General features: G+C 72.6%; 15 protein-coding genes and 1 tRNA gene. 10 read left to right on the top strand and 6 right to left on the bottom strand.

Going from position 1 to position 17852, the window contains the following annotated elements; all coding sequences use genetic code 11:
• Positions 1–110: 110 nt before the first annotated feature.
• The gene (locus tag DB033_RS06670; RefSeq protein WP_111765993.1) at positions 111–1205 is read left to right on the top strand and encodes a carboxylate-amine ligase; all 1095 of its coding nucleotides are present in this window, start codon (positions 111–113) and stop codon (positions 1203–1205) included.
• A gap of 91 nt (positions 1206–1296) precedes the next feature.
• Positions 1297–1372: transfer RNA gene (locus DB033_RS06665), tRNA-Lys, on the top strand.
• A gap of 463 nt (positions 1373–1835) precedes the next feature.
• Here DB033_RS06665 and DB033_RS06655 read toward each other — a convergent pair.
• Positions 1836–2513, bottom strand: coding sequence for an EcsC family protein (locus tag DB033_RS06655; RefSeq protein ID WP_157970552.1), 678 nt, complete (start codon positions 2511–2513; stop codon positions 1836–1838).
• A 133-nt stretch (positions 2514–2646) separates the two neighbouring features.
• Here DB033_RS06655 and DB033_RS06650 point away from each other — a divergent pair, with 133 nt between their 5' ends.
• Entirely contained in the window at positions 2647–3894 is a 1248-nt protein-coding gene (locus tag DB033_RS06650; protein WP_111765990.1) for an FAD-dependent oxidoreductase, read from the top strand.
• A gap of 7 nt (positions 3895–3901) precedes the next feature.
• On the opposite strand, the gene DB033_RS06645 is transcribed toward DB033_RS06650, so the two are convergent.
• The gene (locus DB033_RS06645) at positions 3902–4948 is read right to left on the bottom strand and encodes an adenosine deaminase (protein ID WP_111765989.1); all 1047 of its coding nucleotides are present in this window, start codon (positions 4946–4948) and stop codon (positions 3902–3904) included.
• Positions 4949–5016: 68 nt separating this feature from the next.
• Between DB033_RS06645 and DB033_RS06640 the strand changes: the two genes are divergently transcribed.
• Positions 5017–5481 carry a hypothetical protein gene (locus tag DB033_RS06640; RefSeq protein WP_111765988.1) on the top strand — a complete coding sequence of 155 codons (465 nt, stop codon included), beginning with the start codon at positions 5017–5019 and terminating at the stop codon, positions 5479–5481.
• Positions 5482–5486: 5 nt separating this feature from the next.
• Here DB033_RS06640 and DB033_RS06635 read toward each other — a convergent pair whose 3' ends face one another.
• The 3 genes from DB033_RS06635 to DB033_RS21085 all read right to left on the bottom strand — a co-directional run bounded on the left by DB033_RS06635 (position 5487) and on the right by DB033_RS21085 (position 8844).
• On the bottom strand, positions 5487–6941 hold the full coding sequence (locus DB033_RS06635) for a flavin-containing monooxygenase (RefSeq protein ID WP_111765987.1): 1455 nt from the start codon (positions 6939–6941) through the stop codon (positions 5487–5489).
• 39 nt (positions 6942–6980) lie between these two features.
• Positions 6981–7802: a transglutaminase-like domain-containing protein gene (locus tag DB033_RS06630; protein ID WP_240615772.1), complete on the bottom strand. Its 822-nt coding sequence runs from the start codon at positions 7800–7802 to the stop codon at positions 6981–6983.
• A 139-nt stretch (positions 7803–7941) separates the two neighbouring features.
• Positions 7942–8844, bottom strand: a complete 903-nt coding sequence (locus tag DB033_RS21085) for a mechanosensitive ion channel domain-containing protein (RefSeq protein WP_205843685.1) — start codon at positions 8842–8844, stop codon at positions 7942–7944.
• Between the two features lie 114 nt (positions 8845–8958).
• On the opposite strand from DB033_RS21085, the gene DB033_RS06620 reads away from it, so the two are divergent.
• From DB033_RS06620 to DB033_RS06595, 6 genes are all read left to right on the top strand, one after another.
• A complete protein-coding gene (locus tag DB033_RS06620) occupies positions 8959–9423 on the top strand; it encodes a tRNA (cytidine(34)-2'-O)-methyltransferase (RefSeq protein WP_111765986.1) in 465 nt (154 codons plus the stop codon).
• A 551-nt stretch (positions 9424–9974) separates the two neighbouring features.
• Positions 9975–11129, top strand: a complete 1155-nt coding sequence (locus DB033_RS06615; protein ID WP_111765985.1) for a glutathione-independent formaldehyde dehydrogenase — start codon at positions 9975–9977, stop codon at positions 11127–11129.
• A 151-nt stretch (positions 11130–11280) separates the two neighbouring features.
• On the top strand, positions 11281–11850 hold the full coding sequence (locus tag DB033_RS06610) for a type 1 glutamine amidotransferase domain-containing protein (protein ID WP_111765984.1): 570 nt from the start codon (positions 11281–11283) through the stop codon (positions 11848–11850).
• A complete protein-coding gene (locus tag DB033_RS06605) occupies positions 11847–12338 on the top strand; it encodes a hypothetical protein (RefSeq protein WP_111765983.1) in 492 nt (163 codons plus the stop codon). Before DB033_RS06610 ends, DB033_RS06605 begins: the two co-directional genes overlap by 4 nt.
• Entirely contained in the window at positions 12335–13528 is a 1194-nt protein-coding gene (locus DB033_RS06600) for a zinc-dependent alcohol dehydrogenase (protein ID WP_111765982.1), read from the top strand. Before DB033_RS06605 ends, DB033_RS06600 begins: the two co-directional genes overlap by 4 nt.
• A gap of 142 nt (positions 13529–13670) precedes the next feature.
• Complete coding sequence (locus tag DB033_RS06595) at positions 13671–14966, top strand: DUF2254 domain-containing protein (protein WP_157970551.1); 1296 nt, start codon at positions 13671–13673, stop codon at positions 14964–14966.
• Between the two features lie 334 nt (positions 14967–15300).
• Here DB033_RS06595 and DB033_RS06590 read toward each other — a convergent pair whose 3' ends face one another.
• Positions 15301–17769 carry a PEP/pyruvate-binding domain-containing protein gene (locus DB033_RS06590; protein ID WP_111765980.1) on the bottom strand — a complete coding sequence of 823 codons (2469 nt, stop codon included), beginning with the start codon at positions 17767–17769 and terminating at the stop codon, positions 15301–15303.
• Positions 17770–17852: the final 83 nt, after the last annotated feature.

The raw sequence follows: 17852 nt of genomic DNA, 5'->3' as shown, positions 1-17852 counted from the left end.
CACCCACGGGGCGTCGGAGCCCCCCGGTCGACGACGAAACCCCCGGGCAACAGGCCGTTTGTAGGCTCACCCCGCCCCGGGTCAGCGCCGGGCACGGACGAGGGGGTCGCTTGCGCACCGTCGGTATCGAGGAGGAGCTGCTCGTCGTCAGCTCCGACACCATGCGCCCGCTGCCGGTCGGAGACCGGGTGGTGGCCGACGCCCGGGCGTGGCCGGACCAGTTCGAGCCCGAGTTCAAGAAGGAACAGGTGGAACTCGGCTCCGCACCGAGCACCTCGATCGCGGCCATCGGCGACGAGGTGCACCGGCTGCGGACCGAGATGAGCGCCGCGGCGCGGCGACACGGCGCGGACGTGGTGGCCATCGCGTCCAGTCCGTTCAAGGTGCGTCCCACCATCAGTGACGGCGCGCGCTACGCCGAGATGACCCAGAAGTTCGGTCTTCTCGCCCGCCAGCAGCTGACCTGCGGCCAGCACGTCCACGTCTCGGTCGCGTCCCCCGAGGAGGGGGTGGCGGTACTGGACCGGATCCGGCCGTGGCTCGCGGTGCTCACCGCCATCTCGGGCAACTCGCCGTTCTGGCACGGGGAGCTGACCGGCTATGCGAGTTACCGCAGCATCATGTGGGGCCTGTGGCCGACGGCCGGGCCCACGGAGACGTTCGGTGATCTCGACGGTTACCGGCGGGCGATGGACGAGCGGCTCGCGTCGGGCGCGGCGATGGACGTGGGGATGATGTACTTCGACGCCCGGCTGTCGTCGCACTACCCGACGGTGGAGATCCGGGTGCCGGACGTCTGCACCGACATCGCCGACGCCCTGTTGATCGCCGCGCTGGCCCGCGGGCTGGTGGACACCGCGGCCGCCGAATGGCGCGACGGGCGCGATCCGGCGCCGGTCAGCGTGGGCCTGCTGCGGGCGGCCGCCTGGCGGGCCGCCCGGTGGGGGATGGCCGACGACCTGGTGGACGTGGTCGCCACTACGGCGGTGCCGGCCCACCGGCAGCTGGCGGCCCTGGTCGACCACATCGCCCCGGCGCTGGCCGCCAACGGCGACACCGCGCGGGTGGAGACCGCCGTCCGGCGGCTGCGGCGGACCGGCACCGGCGCGACCTTCCAGCTGCGGTCGTACGCGCAGCGGTCCGACCTGGCCGACGTCGTCCGCGACGCCGCCGCTCGGACGGTCGGCGGCTCGTCGGACGCCTGACACCGCGCTGACCAGCCGTTTTGAAGTTCGCGGGGGTCGCCCTGTAGAGTCATCTCTCGGTCGTACAGCAACGCAGCAGTCACGATCACCGGCGCCATTAGCTCAATTGGCAGAGCAGCTGACTCTTAATCAGCGGGTTCGGGGTTCAAGTCCCTGATGGCGCACCACCACTGCCGACCCCCGTCTCCGACGGGGGTCGTCCTGTGTGCGGGGGTGCTCCACGACGGATCGGGCAACCGGCCCACACACCCCCCGTGGTACCGACGGCGCCCCCTGTCCGTGCTCCGCACCTGGCCGAGGCCGGCGACGCCGTACGCGCGCGTACCGTCTGGCGGACCGGTGGTCAGGGATCGACCGGGCGGTCGCGCTGGCGCGGTATCACCAGCGGACGCGGGTGGTCGACCCAGTGATCGACACCGTGCCCGTCGGAGGGTCCGGTCGGCGGCTGGTCGCCGGGGAACCGGACGAGGGACTCGGACGCGCCGGCCGGGCGGGCCCGGTCACCCGTCGGTTCCGGGGACTCCGGTGACAGGCCCCACCCGGCCCGCCGCGCGGCGTCGGCACCGTCCGGTTCGTCCACGACGATCCCTTCCTGAGGTGACGGCCGCCGGCGGATCCGGCGGGTCCGGGTCAGACGCTGATGCTCAGCGCCGACGCGGGCGGCACCCTGGAGGCCTCCCGCCCGATGCTGCGCGTCGCCCACGCGTCCCCGGCGCCACCGATGGCGCCACCGAGCACGGGGATGCGTCGGGCGACGAACTTGGCGATCTGCTTGCCGCCGGTCAGGGCGATCAGCTGGGTCGTGACGGCCTGGGCGATGGCGTCCTGCGTCTCCGGTCGCGGGTCGGCGGTGGCCAACGCCGCCGGGCTGATGGTGAGCCCCTGCGACTTCGACAGCGCCTTGCGGGCGTCGTTCTCGAGCAGGCAGACCAGCACGGCGTCCCGGACCGCCGGCCGGGTGAGGTCGTAGCCGCGGACGTGCAGGATCGACGCGGCGAGGTGGCACTGCAGCAGGATCAGGCCGGCGATGTTGAGCGGGATGGTGGCGGCCATCGTGAGCACACCACCGACGTTGGTGAGGAAGCCCTGCGCCCCCGAGAGCTTCACGTGCTGGGCGATCAGTGCGTCGATCGCCGCGTCGACGTCACCGCCGGCCTTGCGCAGGGCGGCGTCACCGGATTTCGCGGCCCCGGGGATCGGTCCGCCGCCGTCGATGGCCTTCTCGAGCATCGAACGGACCAACCCGCCACCCGCCGTCGGTGCCACCCGCTTGGCGACCTGACCGCTGATCGCACCGAACACTCCCACATCGACCTCCTGCTCACCGGCCGTCCGCGACGGCTTCTGAGCAGCAATTACCCAATCGGCCGGTGGACGCCCCTGGGCCGGTGGGGTGAGATGGAACCGGCCGGCGCCGTCCCCGGCCGCCGGAGGAGGAGGCATGGGCACACCCACCCGGACGACCTGCGCGGTCGTGGGCGGCGGGCCGGCGGGGCTGTTCCTGGGGCTGCTGCTGGCGCGGGCGGGCGTGGACGTCACCGTCCTGGAGAAGCACGCCGACTTCCTCCGCGACTTCCGGGGCGACACCGTGCATCCGTCCACGATGACCCTGCTGGACGAGCTCGGGTTGTGGCCGGAGTTCTCACAGCTGCCCTGGAAGCCGATCGAGCGGGCGTCGGTGATCCTGGACGCGGGCGAGGCCCCGGTGGCGGACCTGTCGCGGCTGCGGCAACCGCACCCGTTCATCGCGATGGTGCCGCAGTGGCACCTGCTGGACCTGCTGGCCCGCGCGGCCGCCGCCGAACCGGGCTTCACCCTGCTGCGGCGCGCCCGCGTCGACGGCACGATCAGCAGCCGCGGGCGGGTGACCGGCGTGCGGTGGACGGACGCCGACGGCGGCACCCACGAGCTGACCGCGGACCTCGTCGTCGCTTGCGACGGACGGGACTCGGTGCTGCGCACCGGATCGGGGCTGCCGCTGCGTGACTTCCGGGTGCCGATGGACGTGTGGTGGTTCCGGCTGCCCCGCGGGGACCAGCAGGACCCGGCGGGCGCGCTGGCCCGGGTGTCCGGCGGCCGGATGGTCATCCTGCTCGACCGCGGTGACCACTACCAGGTGGCCTACCTGCTGCCCGCCGGCGACGACGCCCAGCGCCGGTCGGTGCCCGTGACCGAGCTGCAGGAGGCGCTGCGCGAGTTGCACCCCTGGCTCGGTGACCGGGTGCGGGGCGTGCGTGCGTGGGACGACGTGAAGCTGCTCCGGGTGGCGTTGAACCGGTTGCACCGCTGGTCCGCACCGGGACTGCTGTGCATAGGCGATGCGGCGCACGCGATGTCGCCGGTGGGCGGCGTCGGCATCAACCTGGCCGTCCAGGACGCGGTCGCCGCGGCCCGCTTCCTCGCTCCGGTGCTGCGCGTCGCGGCTCCCGATCCGGCGGCGGTCGACCGGGCGGCCGTCCGCGTGCACCGCCGCCGGTGGTGGCCGGTCGCGATCACCCAGGGCGGTCAGCGGATCGCGCACCGCACGGTGATCCGGGCGGCGTTGTCGGGCCGCGGGAGCGGTACCCGGATGCCGTGGGGTCTGCGCGTCGTGGCGCGACTGCCGTTCCTGCAGGCGATCCCGGCCCGGCTGGTCGGGGTGGGGGCGCTCCCGGAGCACGCACCGGCCTTCGCCCGCCGGCCCGGGTGACCGTCGGTCAGCCGGCGGAACCGTCCCGGTAGGCGGTGATCTCCGCCGCGAGGCTGACCTTCACGTCGTCCGGGGCGAACGACTGACGGACCGCCGCCAGGGCCAGCTCGGCGATGCCGGCGTCGTCCAGGCCGAGAAGGTCGGCGGCGACGGCGTACTCGCGGTTGAGGTCGGTGGAGAACATCGGTGGGTCGTCGGAGGAGATGCTGACCGGCACTCCGGCGGCGACCAGCGCGGGCAGCGGGTGCTCGGCGAGCGAGGACACCGCGCGCGTGGCCAGGTTGGAGGTCGGACACACCTCCAGCGGGATGTCGTGCTCCACCAGGTACTCGACCAGCCGCGGGTCCTGGATCGCCGTGGTGCCGTGGCCGATGCGCTCGGCACCGAGCACGGTGATGGCGTCCCAGACGGTCTGCGGGCCGGTCGTCTCGCCCGCGTGGGGGACGCTGTGCAACCCGGCTGCCCGGGCCCGGTCGAAGTACGGCCCGAACTGGGGCCGCGGCACCCCGATCTCGGGGCCGCCCAGCCCGAAGCTGACCAGACCGTCCGGCCGCAGCCGGGTGGCGACGTCGGCGGTGACCTCGGCGGCCGGTAGCCCGGACTCGCCCGGGATGTCGAAGCACCAACGCAGCACGATCCCCAGGTCGCGTTCGGCGGTCGTGCGGGCGTCCTCGATGGCCTCCACGAACGCCTCGGCCGGGATGCCCCGGCTGATCTGCGAGTAGGGGGAGACGGTGAGCTCGGCGTACCGGATGTTCAGCGCGGCCATGTCGGCGGCGACTCCGTGTGTCAGCGTCCACACGTCGCCGGCATCGGTGACGAGATCGGCGACGGACAGGTACACCTCGATGAAGTGCGCGAAGTCGGTGAAGGTGAAGTACGCGGCCAACGCCTCCGGATCGGCGGGCACCGGCGAGCCCGGGTGCGCGGCGGCGAGCCGGGCCACGGTCTGCGGCGACGCCGAGCCGATGTGGTGCACGTGCAGCTCGGCCTTGGGCAGACCGGCGATGAAGTGCTCGCGGGCGGACGGCGGCGGCACCGGGAGCGCAGACATCGGGTCATCCTCGCAGACGGCGGCGGTTAGGCTCGGCCGATGTCGTCCTCCTGCTCCCGCATCCGCCCGTGAGCACCCTAGACGAGGTCGGTGACCGCGACGGCTGGCGCTGCTGGCTGTGCGACGAGCCGGTCGACCGCGACATGTCGGTCAACGACGGCCGTGGACCGAGCGTGGACACCCGCGGAGCCGCCGCGGCCAAGGCGAAGAAGAACAGCGGCGTCGACCCGGCCGACCGCCTCGCGCACCGGGCGTGCAACACCCGCAAGGGCGCGGTCGCCGCGGTCGTCCCGTGGCCGGAACGGCTGTTCGTGTCGGATCCGGCGTCGTTGACCGGTGTGGCCGAACGGCTGGCACGCAAAGGCGGGCGGGAGGTCGTCGCCCGCTGCCCGAGCCGGTCCGACGCCGACGAGACCGCGGCCTGGCTCGTCGACCGCTTCTCCCGGCTGACTCCGGGGATGCCGTTGACGGCGTCGGTGGAGCCCGGTGGCGGGCAGTTCGTCGTGGCCCTCGAGGTGCCGCGGCGGCGCTGACGCGCTCAGGGCGCCGCGCGGGAGAAGGTCAACCCGTCGGTCAGGCGGCCGCGGCGGACCGACGGCCGGTCGCGCAGGTAGTTCTGCCGTGACCTCCACGGCCCCCGAGGGCCCTGTCGCGGCAACAGATGTCGGCTGCGCAGGACGTAGCCCGACCGCAGGTCGAACATCGGCCGCAGCTCGTCGGGCCGCAGCGCCGGGGTGTCCGGCACCACCGTCGTCCAACCGTGCCGCTGCCGGTGCTTCCACAGTCGGCACAGGTGACCCGCGACGAGGTCGGACTTGAGCGTCCAGGACGCGTTGGTGTAGCCGACGGTGATCACCAGGTTCGGCACCCCCGACAGCATCATCGCCTTCCAGCCGACCGTCGACGCCGGATCGACGTCGCGGCCGTCGACGGTCAGGTGCATGCCGCCCGCCAGCAGGATCTCCAGACCGGTGGCGGTGACGACGATGTCGGCGTCGACGTGCCGCCCCGAGCCGAGCTCCGGCCCGCCGGGCCCGAACCGCTCGACGGTGTCGGTGACCAGCTCCACCGTGCCGTCGGCGACCAGGTCCAGCAGGTCACCGTCGGGCACCAGACACAGCCGCTGGTCCCACGGGCGGTAGGCGGGGGTGAAGTGGGCGTCGACGACCGCGGGCGGCAGGTGGTGCAGCGCACCGCGCCGCAGGATCCGCTCCAGGACCGCCGGGCGCCGTCGGCTGAGCTGGTAGGTCGCGACGGACACGACGATGTTGCGCCACCGCAACGCCTGTCGCGCGAGGCGCCGGGGGAGCCGACGCGCCGCGTCGGCCCCGCGGTCCCGGGACGGCAGTGCGGCGACCCAGCTCGGGGTGCGCTGCACCATCGTCACCCGGGCGCCCGCCGCGGCGAGCGCCGGCACCATCGACATCGCGGTCGCGCCGCTGCCGATCACGGCGACCCGGCGGCCCTCGACCGGGAGACCGTCCGGCCAGTGCTGCGGATGCACGACCGGGCCGGCGAAGTCCGACAGGCCCGGGAAGTCCGGCGTCCAGCCGCGGTCGAGCCGGTAGTAACCGGTGCACACGGAGAGCATGCTGCAGGTGACAATGGTTTCGGAGCCACGGTTCTCGTCCCGCACGGTGACGGTCCAGCGGGCGTCGGCGCTCGACCACGACGCGGCGACCGCGCGGTGCCGGAACCGCACGCGCCGGTCGATCCCGTAGGCCGCGGCGGTCTCCCGCAGGTAGTGGAGGATGGCGGCGCCGTCGGCGAGGGTCCCGTCGTGCGGCCACAGCCGGAAGTCGTACGACAGGGTGAGCATGTCGGAGTCCGACCGCACCCCGGGGTAGCGGAACACGTCCCAGGTGCCGCCGGTGGCGTCGCGGCACTCCAGCACCGCGAAGGTGGCGTCCGGGCACTCGCGGACCAGCCGGCAGGCGGTCCCGATGCCGGACAGGCCCGCCCCGACGATGAGCACGTCGACATGGTCGGACACGTCGGTGCTCCGTCCTCGCAGGGGCGGGCCGGCGACGGCTCAGCCCAGGGTGACCAGCGTCCGCGGGTCGTCGGACGGCAGGGCGCCGTCCACCGTAGCGGTGACGGTGGCGCCGTTGAACCGGATGCCGCCGCCGAAGTTGTCCAGGAAGGCGGTGTCGGCGGCATCGCGGCCGGTGGCGATGCGCAGCAACGTCGACCGGGGGGCGAGCAGGGTGCCGTCGACGACCCGCCACCGCCCGTCGACGTAGGCCTCGGCGACCGCGTGGAAGTCCATCGGGTCCAGCCCCGGGGCGTAGACCGCGACGAGGCGGGCGGGGATGTCGCGTCCGCGGAGGAAGGCGACGACGAGGTGCGCGTAGTCGCGGCACACGCCCTGACCGAGCAGGTAGGTGTCCACGGAGCCGTCGATGGGGTCGCTGCTTCCGGAGACGTAGCTCAGGTGCCCGCCCACCCAGGCCGCGATACCACCGAGCAGCTCCTCGGTGCTCGAGAGGTGGCCGAACTCCCGGAAGGCGATGGCGGCGAGCTTGTCGGACTCGGCGTAGCGGCTGGGCCGCAGGTATTCGATCAGCTGCGCCTCGTCGGCCTCGGGAGCGTCCGCCCGGCCGGTGACGGTGGCCTGATAGGACAGCAGCAGCTTTCCGGTCGTCGCCGGCTCGACGACGTGGAACCGGGAGCCCGCGACGCCGACCACCTCGTGGGGCGTCAACGGCGACCCGTCGAGGGTGAGCGTGAGGTTCTCGTCGACGGTCAGGCCGGGGGCCCGGGCGACCGCGATCTGGTAGACGATCTTTCCGGGTGCGGTGACGTCGAGATCGATGTCGGCGGTGACGTGGCGGGTCATGGGGGAGTCGGTCATCGGTCAAGCCTGCGGCACCCGTGTTGCCGGCAGACGTCCGGCACGGTACGACGTTAGCGACGTCACCCGGTGATGCGGGGCACTGTGGACGGGGTCCGCTCGTCGGGCACCGGACGCCGGCAACGGCGGTCCCGGCCGGTCAGCGCGGGAGCGGCGGACGGCCGGTCGCGGCGCCCTGGTCGTCCGGAGCGGGACCGGCGTCGGTGTCCGTGCGGGTGGTGTCCGTGCGGGTGGTGTCCGTGTCCGTGTCCGTCTCGGCGGGCTCGACCGCGTCGTCGTCGGCGTCGTCGTCGGGGGGACCGATGGCGGAGGCCAGCAGACCGGCGTTCGGCAGGCTGACCACGCCGGCCCTGGTCTCGATGAAGGTGTAGAGCAGGCCCGCACCGACGATGACGCCGATGAACGGGCCACCGAGGCCGCCGCTGTGCACCTTGACGCGCTGACCCGGAACGTAGGGCCGGGCGAAGAACAACACGAGACCGGCGAAGAAGTTGCCGAGGGTCTGCTGGGCGGCGATACCGATCACCACACCGGTGACGGCACCACCGACCAGCAGGTTGCCCAGATCGACCTGCAGCAGGGCGAGCAGCCCGAGTCCCACGGTGAGGTAGGTCAGGATCAGGCAGATCAGCCGGATCGCCGACCCGGCGGCCACTCCGGCGCGGCCGGTGCTGACCCGCGACAGCTCACGTGCCACGGCCCGGCCCGCCATCACGCCGAACACCACGAAGACCACGGCCAGTCCGAGGACGAGCACGATCACCCAGCCGGCGGGGATGTTGAGCACCCAGCCGAAGAGCGAGACGTCGGCGTCGACCTGCCGGTTCAACCCGCCCAGGTTGGACCCGCAGACGAACGCCAGGATGGCGACGAGCAGCGCGGGCACGGCGCGCTTGAGGTCGGGGCGGGCCTTGAGGTCGAGGTTGCGCAGCGCGCCCATCAGGCTGACGCCTTCGGTCTCCTGCACCGGGGGCAGATCGCTGCGGGCGCCGGCGGGGGACGACGGCGCGGGACGGGTAGGGCCGTTCGGTGTGTCGCTCATCCCCCCATGCTGGTCGGGGCCACCGCCCCATCTCAACCCGGGCGTGCCGCCACCGGTGTGCGATGTACCTCAGGGTCGGCGGGCAACCTACGGCACGGACCGTAGGGTGGGCCGGTGTTCCGAGTCGTCTTCTTCCAGCCCGAGATCCCGCCCAACACCGGCAACGCGATCCGGCTCTCCGCCGTCACCGGGTGCGAGCTGCACCTGATCGAACCGCTGGGTTTCGATCTGAGCGACAGCAAGCTCAAGCGCGCCGGCCTGGACTACCACGACCTCGCCGATGTCACCGTGCACCCCGATCTCACGACCGCCTGGGCGGCGTTGCGTCCGGAGCGGGTCTTCGCCTACACCGGCCGCGCCACCACCCGGCACACCGACATCGCCTACCGCGCCGGCGATGTGCTGCTGTTCGGTCCGGAGTCGGTCGGATTGCCGGAGTCGGTGCTGTCCATGCCGCAGGTCACCGACCGGGTGCGGATCCCGATGCTGGCCGGCCGGCGGTCGTTGAACCTGGCCAACAGCGCGTCGATCGTCATCTACGAGGCCTGGCGGCAGCACGACTTCACCGGAGCCGTCTGAGCCGCGGGCGCGCACTCCCCGGGGACCCTCGTGTCGTGGACACGAGCCGGAACCGGTGTGTCGGCCCGGAGCCTCGCCGACGGAGCGATCACGGCCCCTGCCGCCCCCGGCACCGTGACGACCGACGGGGAGGGGCGCGGTCCCAGCCGGGGTTCGGAACCTTCGTGCCGGTCGGCAGCGTGGCTCCGACGAGGTCGCGAGCACGCCACGGGTCCCTGTCGGCTGGAGCTGCCCGCGACCGGGGGACGTGAGGACGAGGTCACCGGAGGGCGACCGGATCGGTCACCGTCTCACAGCAGAGCGGAGGGGATGTACAGACCGCGGGCTGTCGGGGTTGGCGGCGATCCGGGACACGTCGGCCGCGATGAGTCCGGCGTTCTTCGATCGGTACATGGATCCGCCGCTTCCGCCGCCACAGGCGGCTGTGTCGGTCGTTCTACCGATGTGCCGCGGCGCGGATGGGGGTTGGCTGGCGCAGGTGAGGCCCGGGGTACCCGTCGACGGTACCCCGGTATCCGGAAGCCGAGCACGACATCGGAGAAGGAGCAGACATGAAGGCACTGGTCTACGAAGGGCCGCGGCAGGTCAGCGTGAAGGAGGTCCCGGACGCCACGATCGAGCGTCCCACGGATGTCCTGGTGCGGATCACGACCACGAACATCTGCGGGTCGGACCTGCACATGTACGAGGGCCGTACCGATTTCGAGACCGGCCGGTGGTTCGGCCACGAGAACCTCGGCGAGGTGATCGAGGTCGGGAACGGAGTGGACAAGGTCAAGGTCGGCGAGCGGGTGGTGCTGCCGTTCAACGTCTCGTGCGGGTTCTGCAAGAACTGCGAGCGTGGTTTCACCAACTACTGCCTGACCACCCAGCCGGACCCGCAGCTGGCCGGGGCTGCGTACGGCTTCGCCGACATGGGTCCCTGGCAGGGCGGGCAGGCCGAGCTGCTGCGGGTGCCCTACGGCGATCACAACTGCCTGCGTCTGGGCGAGGACGCGGTCGAGAAGGAGAACGACTACGTCATGGTGGCCGACATCTTCCCGACCGGCTACCACGCCACGGAGCTGGCCGGCGTCGTCCCCGGCGACTCGGTCGTGATCTACGGGGCGGGCCCGGTGGGGTTGATGGCCGCCTACTCGGCGATGCTCAAGGGGGCCGGGAAGGTGATGGTGGTCGACCGGCACCCCGACCGGCTGCGCCTGGCCGAGAGCATCGGCGCGATCGCGATCGACGACAGTTCGACCGACCCCGTCCAGGCCGTCCTGGACCAGACGATGGGACTGGGTGCGGACCGGGGCTGCGAGTGCGTGGGATACCAGGCCCACGACCCGCAGGGCTCGGAGGACCCGAGCATGACGCTGAACAACCTGGTCAAGTCCGTGCGGTTCACCGGTGGCATCGGCTCCGTCGGTGTCTACGTCCCGCAGGACCCGGGCGGCGTCGACGACTTGGCCAAGCAGGGTCAGGTGGCGTTCGACTACGGCCTGCACTGGTTCAAGGGGCAGACGATGGGCTCGGGCCAGTGCCCGGTCAAGAAGTACAACCGGCGGCTGCGGGACCTGATCGCCGGCGGCAGAGCGACCCCCTCCTTCATCGTCAGTCACGAGCTTTCGCTGGACGAGGGGCCCGACGCCTACGCCCACTTCGACGCCCGTGACGACGGCTGGACCAAGGTCGTGCTCAAGCCGGCGCTGTCCAAGGCCTGACCGCCCGTCGACACCTGAGCCGGTGCGCGGACGGCGGTCGGACCCTCGACCGCCGTCCGCCCCGGTGAACCGCACAGGTTGGCCGCGCCCCCGACCGCGACCGCGACCCTCGACCACCACGGCGGGAACCCAGCACGGCGAAGGAGAGATCATGACAGGCGAACTCAACGGCAGGCGGGTGGCGATCCTGGCCGCGGACGGTGTGGAACGGGTGGAGCTGGAGCAGCCCCGGCAGGCGTTGGACCGGGCCGGTGCGAGAACGGAGCTGCTCTCGCTGCACGACGGGCAGATCCAGGCGCGCGACAACGACCTCGACGCGGCCGGCACGTTCGACGTCGATGCGCTGGTGCGTTCGGCGTCGGTGGACGACTACGACGCGTTACTGCTGCCGGGCGGGACGGTCAACCCCGACAAACTGCGGGTCGACGAGGCGGCGGTCACCTTCGTCCGCGCGTTCATGGCGGCGGACAAGCCGGTCGCGTCGATCTGTCACGGACCGTGGACCCTGTTGGAGGCCGGTGTGGTGTCCGGGCGGACCCTGACGTCGTTCCCCAGCATCCGCACCGATCTGCGCAACGCCGGTGCGACCGTGGTCGACGAGGAGGTCGTCATCGACGGCAATCTCATCACCAGCAGGTCCCCGGACGACCTGCCCGCATTCTGTCGGACGATTGTGCAGACGCTCGCCGGCGTCGGTGCCGCCGCGGGTGACGCCCGATGACGCGCCGGGCGATCGGCACCGCGGTCCTGGCCGTCGGAGCGGGCGCCGCGGCCCTGGTCCGGCGGATCCAGCGGCGGGTGGCCGGACCTGCCGGTGCGGCCGGTGAATCCCGCTCGCGGTGGCGGGCCGTCACGGTCAACCGGAGCCCGCAGGACGTCATGCCCGACAACCGCGTACCCGCCCCGCTGGCCGCGCTCGGCGACCTCGTCGAGGTCCAGGTGCGCCCCGCACCGGGCGACAAGGGCAGCGAGCTGCGTGCCCGGCTCCGCGGCCCGGAACCCCGTGGAGCGGCATCCGCGGCCGCCCGGCTGTCGGGCGACGACCCTCGTCAGCAGGTCCGCGCCGCACTCCGCGAAGCCAAGCAACTGATCGAGGTCGGGGAGGTGTTGCGTGTGGATCCTGCGCCGCACGGCCGGCGGAAGCTCACCCCGACCGGAGCCGTCGTGGACGCGGCGACCAGGCGCGCCGGTGGGGAGGGAGTGCTGTGAAGGCGCTGTGCTGGACCGGGGTCAACGAGACCGCCGTCGAGACGGTCGACGACCCCACGATCCTCAACGACCGCGACATCATCCTCAAGGTGCGGTTGACCACGACCTGCGGGTCCGACCTGCATCTGCTCGGCGGCTACATCCCGACGATGCGGGCCGGGGACGTCCTCGGCCACGAGTTCATGGGCGAGGTCGCCGAGGTCGGCAAGGCCGTTCGCAACCACAAGGTGGGCGACCGGGTCACCGTCTGCTCGTTCATCGCCTGCGGGCAGTGCTGGTACTGCTCACGGGAGCTGTTCTCGCTGTGCGACAACGGCAACCCCAACCCGGGCCTGACCGAGGGGATGTGGGGCAGCTCGATCGGTGGCTGCTTCGCCTACAGCCACGCCCTCGGCGGGTTCGCCGGCAGCCACGCCGAGTACGTGCGCGTGCCCTACGCCGACCAGGGCGCGTTCGCCGTCCCGGACGGGGTGTCGGACCTGGCGGCACTGTTCGCCTCCGACGCGGCCCCCACCGGCTGGACCGGAGCGAACCTCGCCGGCATCACACCCGGGGACACCGTCGCGGTCTGGGGTGCCGGTGGGGTCGGGCAGATGGCGGCCCGCGGCGCGATGCTCATGGGTGCCGAACAGGTCATCGTCATCGACCGGCTACCCGAACGCCTGCAGCAGGTGAGTCGGTACATCGGCGCCGAAACCCTCGACTACGCCAAGGACGACGTCCTCGCGGAGCTGAAGGAACGCACCGGCGGCCGCGGCCCCGACGTGTGCATCGAGGCCGTCGGGATGGAGGCGCACGGTACGGGTCCCCAGTACCTGTACGACCAGCTCAAGCAACAGTTGCGGCTGCAGTCCGACCGGCCCACCGCGCTGCGCGAGGCGATCTACGCCTGCCGTAAGGGGGGCAGCCTGTTCGCGCTCGGTGTGTTCGGCGGAGTGGTCGACAAGTTCCCCTTCGGCGCCATCATGAACAAAGGCATGACGGTGCGGGGCGCCCAGCAGCACGGGCACCGCTACATCCCCCGGATCCTGCAGCACATCGCCGACGGCGAGCTGAACACCGAGCACCTCGCCACCCACGTGATGCCGCTGGACCAGGGGCCCCAGGGCTACCGGATGTTCAAGGACAAGCAGGATGGTTGCGTCCGTGCGGTCTTCCAGCCCCACGGCGTGACGGGCTCTCCGGCATGACCGGCCAGGGCCTCGGCGCGCCGGTGCACCGGCGGGTCGGGCGCCCCGACCTGCCGTTCCTCCGGAGGGATGCCACCTCCGGGTGCACACCACGGAAGGGTGTGCAGGCGGCCCGCGGTGCCGGCGGCCCGGCCCGACCGCGGTGACCAGCCAGAAGCTGCTGCTCGCGGTGCGCAACAGCCTGTGGCTGGTTCCGCTGCTGTGCCTGGCCGCCGGGGTCGGTTCCTGCGTCGCCGCCGCCGCGATCGACCGGGCCACCGGGAACGACCTGGTGCCCCGCTGGGTGACCGGCTCACCCAGCGCGGCGCAGACGGTGCTCAGCACCATCGTCACCTCGCTGGTCACGCTGATCACGCTGGTGCTGACCGTCATCACGGTGGCGGTGCAACTCGCGATGGGACAGTTCTCGCCCCGGATCGTGGGAGCGCTGCTGCACGACCGCACGAGCCAGTACACCCACGGCCTGTTCGCGGCCACCCTGGTCTACGCCTTGCTCGCCCTCCCGCGGGTGGACGATTCGGCCGACGGAGGCGAAGGCTACGTTCCCGGGCTGACCATGCTGCTCGCCTATCTGCTCATGCTGGGCAGCGTGATCGCCCTCGTGCTCTACGTCCACCATGCCGGTCAGACGCTGCGGGTGGCCGGGCTCATCGACCTCGTCGGGGATCACCTGCACGAGGAGTTGAACCGCGCGTACCCCGCCGGTCCCGCCGCCCGACCCGACCCCGACCCGCGGGTGATCCCGGCCCCGGAACCGGGTGTCGTCGTCCGCATCGACATCCCGGGGCTGGTCGCAGCGGCCACGGCCGCCGACTGCACCCTGCGGATGGTCCCGGCGATGGGCGACTTCGTCTGCGCCGGGGCGCCGCTGCTGCTGGTCGACGCCGGCGACGGCTCCCGACTGGACCGGCCCCACGTCGCCGACCTGGTGGCGCTGGGGAACGAGCGCTCCTACCCGGAGGACCCGGCGTACGGGTTCCGCCAGCTCGTCGACATCGCCGAACGCGGGGTGTCCGACCCCTTCGGCGACCCCACCACGACGGTGCAGGCCGTCGACCGGCTGCACGATGCGCTCCGCCAGCTGGCGAACCGCACCATCCCCACCGGTGCGCACCACGACCGGTCCGGGGTGCTGCGGCTGGTCGTCCCCGCTCTGGACTGGACGGGCTATGTCCGCCTCGCCTTCGACGAGCTCCACATCGTCGGCGCCAGGTCCCCGCAGGTCGCGCGGCGACTGCGGGCGGCCCTGGAGGACCTGAGGTCCGTGGCCCCGGCGTCGCGCCGACCCGAACTGGACCGTCAGCTCGAGCAGCTGACCGCCGGCGTGCAGCGGGGCTTCGAGGACGACCGCGACGCCGCCGCTGCTCTCGTCCCCGATCAGCAGGGTCTCGGCTCCGGCTCGGACCTGGTGCACGACGTCCGCGGCGTCCGACGCTGACGGATGTCAGGAGGCCGGGCCTCTCAACCGGGTGTGTGCCTCACGGCCCGTGCACGTCCACCGACGACGGGCGGCGGGGGACGCCCGGCCCCCACCGAGACAAACGCGACACCGCACCGCGCGGTCGGTCGCGTGTCCGCCCGACCTGCCGGACCACTGCCCGGCGCCGGCGCTGATCGCCCCCCCGGCGACCAGCACCAGCCCGAACGCAGCGAGGCCGTCGGGGTGACCTCGCAGGGAGATGCTGCCGTGCCGGATCAGGCGGCACCATCCGTCGCACTACGTATCGCGACATGGACGCCGTGTCGTGGAACCGCCCGGCGGGAGCTGCCGGTCAGGGGTGCGGATGGACAAGACCGGTGGTTCCGTCCACCGTGACCAACTGCCCCTGGGCCAACACCGAGGTGGCGTTGCCGGTGGCGACGACAGCGGGCAACCGGTACTCCCGGGCGATGATCGCCGGGTGCGACAGGATGCCGCCGGTGTCGGTGACCAGGGCGCAGATGGACGGGAAGAGGACCGACCACACCGGCGAGGTCACCGGGCAGACCAGCACGTCCCCGGGACGGATCAGGGCGAACTGGCTCTCGTCGTGGATGATCCGGACCGGCCCGGTGGCGCGGCCCGCGGAGGCGGCGGTGCCGGTCAGGACGTCCCCGGACGGGCGGGCGCTGTTCTCGGCCGCGGCGCTCGCCGCGAAGATCTGGTCGACCGCCCAGACCATCGCCGTGTTGTGGAACCGGGACGCCCCGGGAAGTCCGGTGAAATCCGGTGGCGGCGGAGGCTTCACGCCGTAGCTGGCCGGCCCGGGATGGTCGAGGATCCAACGCCTCTCGGCCCGCCGTCGGCTGATCGTGGCGGCCCGGGTACCACCGTCGTCCGTCCCGTGCAACGCGTCGAGCGCCTCGGTCAGCGTGAGGAAGAAGATGTCCGACGGTTCACCGATCGCCGAGCGCAGCAGCAACCGGCGGGCGAGCTCCAGCAGCCCGTACCGCAGGACGGCCAGCGGCACGCTGGTGGTGTGGGTCTCGTTGTCCTCGCGCACCGGGTAGGCCCGGGATGCCCGGGCCAGTGCCGTCTCGAACCGCTCCCGGGCCGCGCCGGTGAGTCGCCGGCGGGCGTCGGTGGCGGTTTCCTGCCGCGTCCGGGACAGCGCGTCGACCTCGGTACGGGGGTCGTATCCGAGGTCGAGCTGCGCGGCCAGCGCCCGCAGGGTGATCTCGGGGACCTCTGCCATGGTCGGGTGCTCCAGCTCGTAGCGCAGGGCCCGCGCGCCGTACGTCGACTGGTACCGGCCCAGGGCGTCCCCGAACTCCGGGTCGAGGTCGGCCAGCTCCGCCATGCTCGCGCCGCTCCGGATCGCCACACCCACGTCGGGTCGCGTGCCCGCCAGTGCGGCGACCTCGGCCAGCGCGTGTGCCGGACCGGTGGAACGCACCGACAGGCCGCTGACCAACGCGAACACCTGCAGGTCCGACCAGCCGAGCAGCTCCCGGCAGGTGAACGCCAGATCGGCCATGGCCAGGTTGATCGGCCCGGTCAGGAGGAAGTGCAACCGGGTGCCGTCCCCGAACAGCTGCGCGGCGGCCCGCAGATGGGCCGCGAGTCGCCGGTCGCCCAGCGTCGGCAGGTCGACCGCCAGTAATGCCGCCGCCGCGGCCTCGAGCGCGGGACGGTCTGTCATGTACCACTTCTCGATCAGCTGTCCGGCGAGGTCGGTGTCCCGGGCGGCCGTGGCGACCCGGTGGCGGGCCCGCATCGCGGGGACGAGCCGGATCAGCAGCGGCAACAGCATCGTCGGTGGCGCGGCCCGGTCGCGGCCACCCAGCGGGACCACGCGCAGGTAGTCCCAGCCGCCGATCTGCCGGAACTCCATCGTCTCGGTGAGCAGCCCGAACCGCTGGCACATCGACCGCATGCCCTCGTTGCGGGCGTCGAAGAAGACGGACCCGGTCATCGGCGACCACGGGGTCGGTGAATGGGTGGCGTCGCGCTCCCAGTACCCCGGTGGGACGTCGACGGGGACCGGGACCGCCTCCCACCGGGGTGCCGCCAGGGCGGTGATGGGTCGTGCCTGCAGCAGGTGCACCACCCCGTCGGCGAGCGCCCACTCGATGTCCTGCGGCATCCCCTGGTCGGCTTCGACCCGCTTCGCGAGGCCGGCGACACGGACCGCGTCGATCCCGGTCAGCGCCGCCGAACCGTCGTCGGTCAGCAGGGTCGCCCTGTCGTCGTCGACCGCCCACTCCTGGGGTGTCACCTGACCGTCGGCCAACCGGTCGCCGAGACCACGGACGGCGCTGACGAGCACGATGTCCCGGTCTCCGGAGACCGGATGCGCGGTGAAGGCGACACCCGCGGCCGTCGCGTCGACCATCTGCTGGACGATGACCGCGACGGTGGCGCCGGCGGCTGATGACGCCGTGTCGTAGGCCAGCACCCGCGGTGAGTCGGCGGACTGCAGGCAGGCGACGACCGCGGCGGGGAGGTCCGCGGCCGCGACATCGAGACCGGTGGTGAACATGCCGGCGAACGAGCGCTCGGCGCCGTCCTCGCTGACGCCGGACGAGCGCACCGCGTAGGGACCGGGCCCGACCCGGGACAGCAGGGCCGGCCAGTCGAGATCGGGGAGTCGGTCGGCCGGGAATCCGACGGGGAACACGCATCCGGCCGGCACCGGGTAGCCGGCCCGCGTGAGGTGCCCGAGCCGGGCCGCCTTCGCTCCGACCCGGTCCGTGTCCTCCGTGGAGATGTCGGTCAGGTGCAGCGGGGCACCGATCGCCGCATCGGCTCGATCATTCACGGGTGGGCCTCTCCTCCGGTGGCGCAGCGGGTCCCGCGTCGGCCGGGCACGTCAGCCGGCCCGTTCCGGCGGGGTCCGACAGT

This window comes from Nakamurella deserti (assembly GCF_003260015.1).
GTDB lineage: Bacteria > Actinomycetota > Actinomycetes > Mycobacteriales > Nakamurellaceae > Nakamurella > Nakamurella deserti.
Note: the sequence above shows the minus strand (reverse complement) of the source record. Positions and strands in the feature narration are given on the sequence as shown.

Excerpts from the sequence above, each read along its gene's own strand:
- DB033_RS06615 (WP_111765985.1), top strand. The coding sequence starts at position 9,975 with ATGAAGGCACTGGTCTACGAAGGGCCGCGGCAGGTCAGCGTGAAGGAG.
- DB033_RS06645 (WP_111765989.1), bottom strand. The coding sequence starts at position 4,948 with ATGTCTGCGCTCCCGGTGCCGCCGCCGTCCGCCCGCGAGCACTTCATC.
- DB033_RS06605 (WP_111765983.1), top strand. The coding sequence starts at position 11,847 with ATGACGCGCCGGGCGATCGGCACCGCGGTCCTGGCCGTCGGAGCGGGC.
- DB033_RS21085 (WP_205843685.1), bottom strand. The coding sequence starts at position 8,844 with ATGAGCGACACACCGAACGGCCCTACCCGTCCCGCGCCGTCGTCCCCC.
- DB033_RS06630 (WP_240615772.1), bottom strand. The coding sequence starts at position 7,802 with ATGACCGACTCCCCCATGACCCGCCACGTCACCGCCGACATCGATCTC.
- DB033_RS06610 (WP_111765984.1), top strand. The coding sequence starts at position 11,281 with ATGACAGGCGAACTCAACGGCAGGCGGGTGGCGATCCTGGCCGCGGAC.
- DB033_RS06650 (WP_111765990.1), top strand. The coding sequence starts at position 2,647 with ATGGGCACACCCACCCGGACGACCTGCGCGGTCGTGGGCGGCGGGCCG.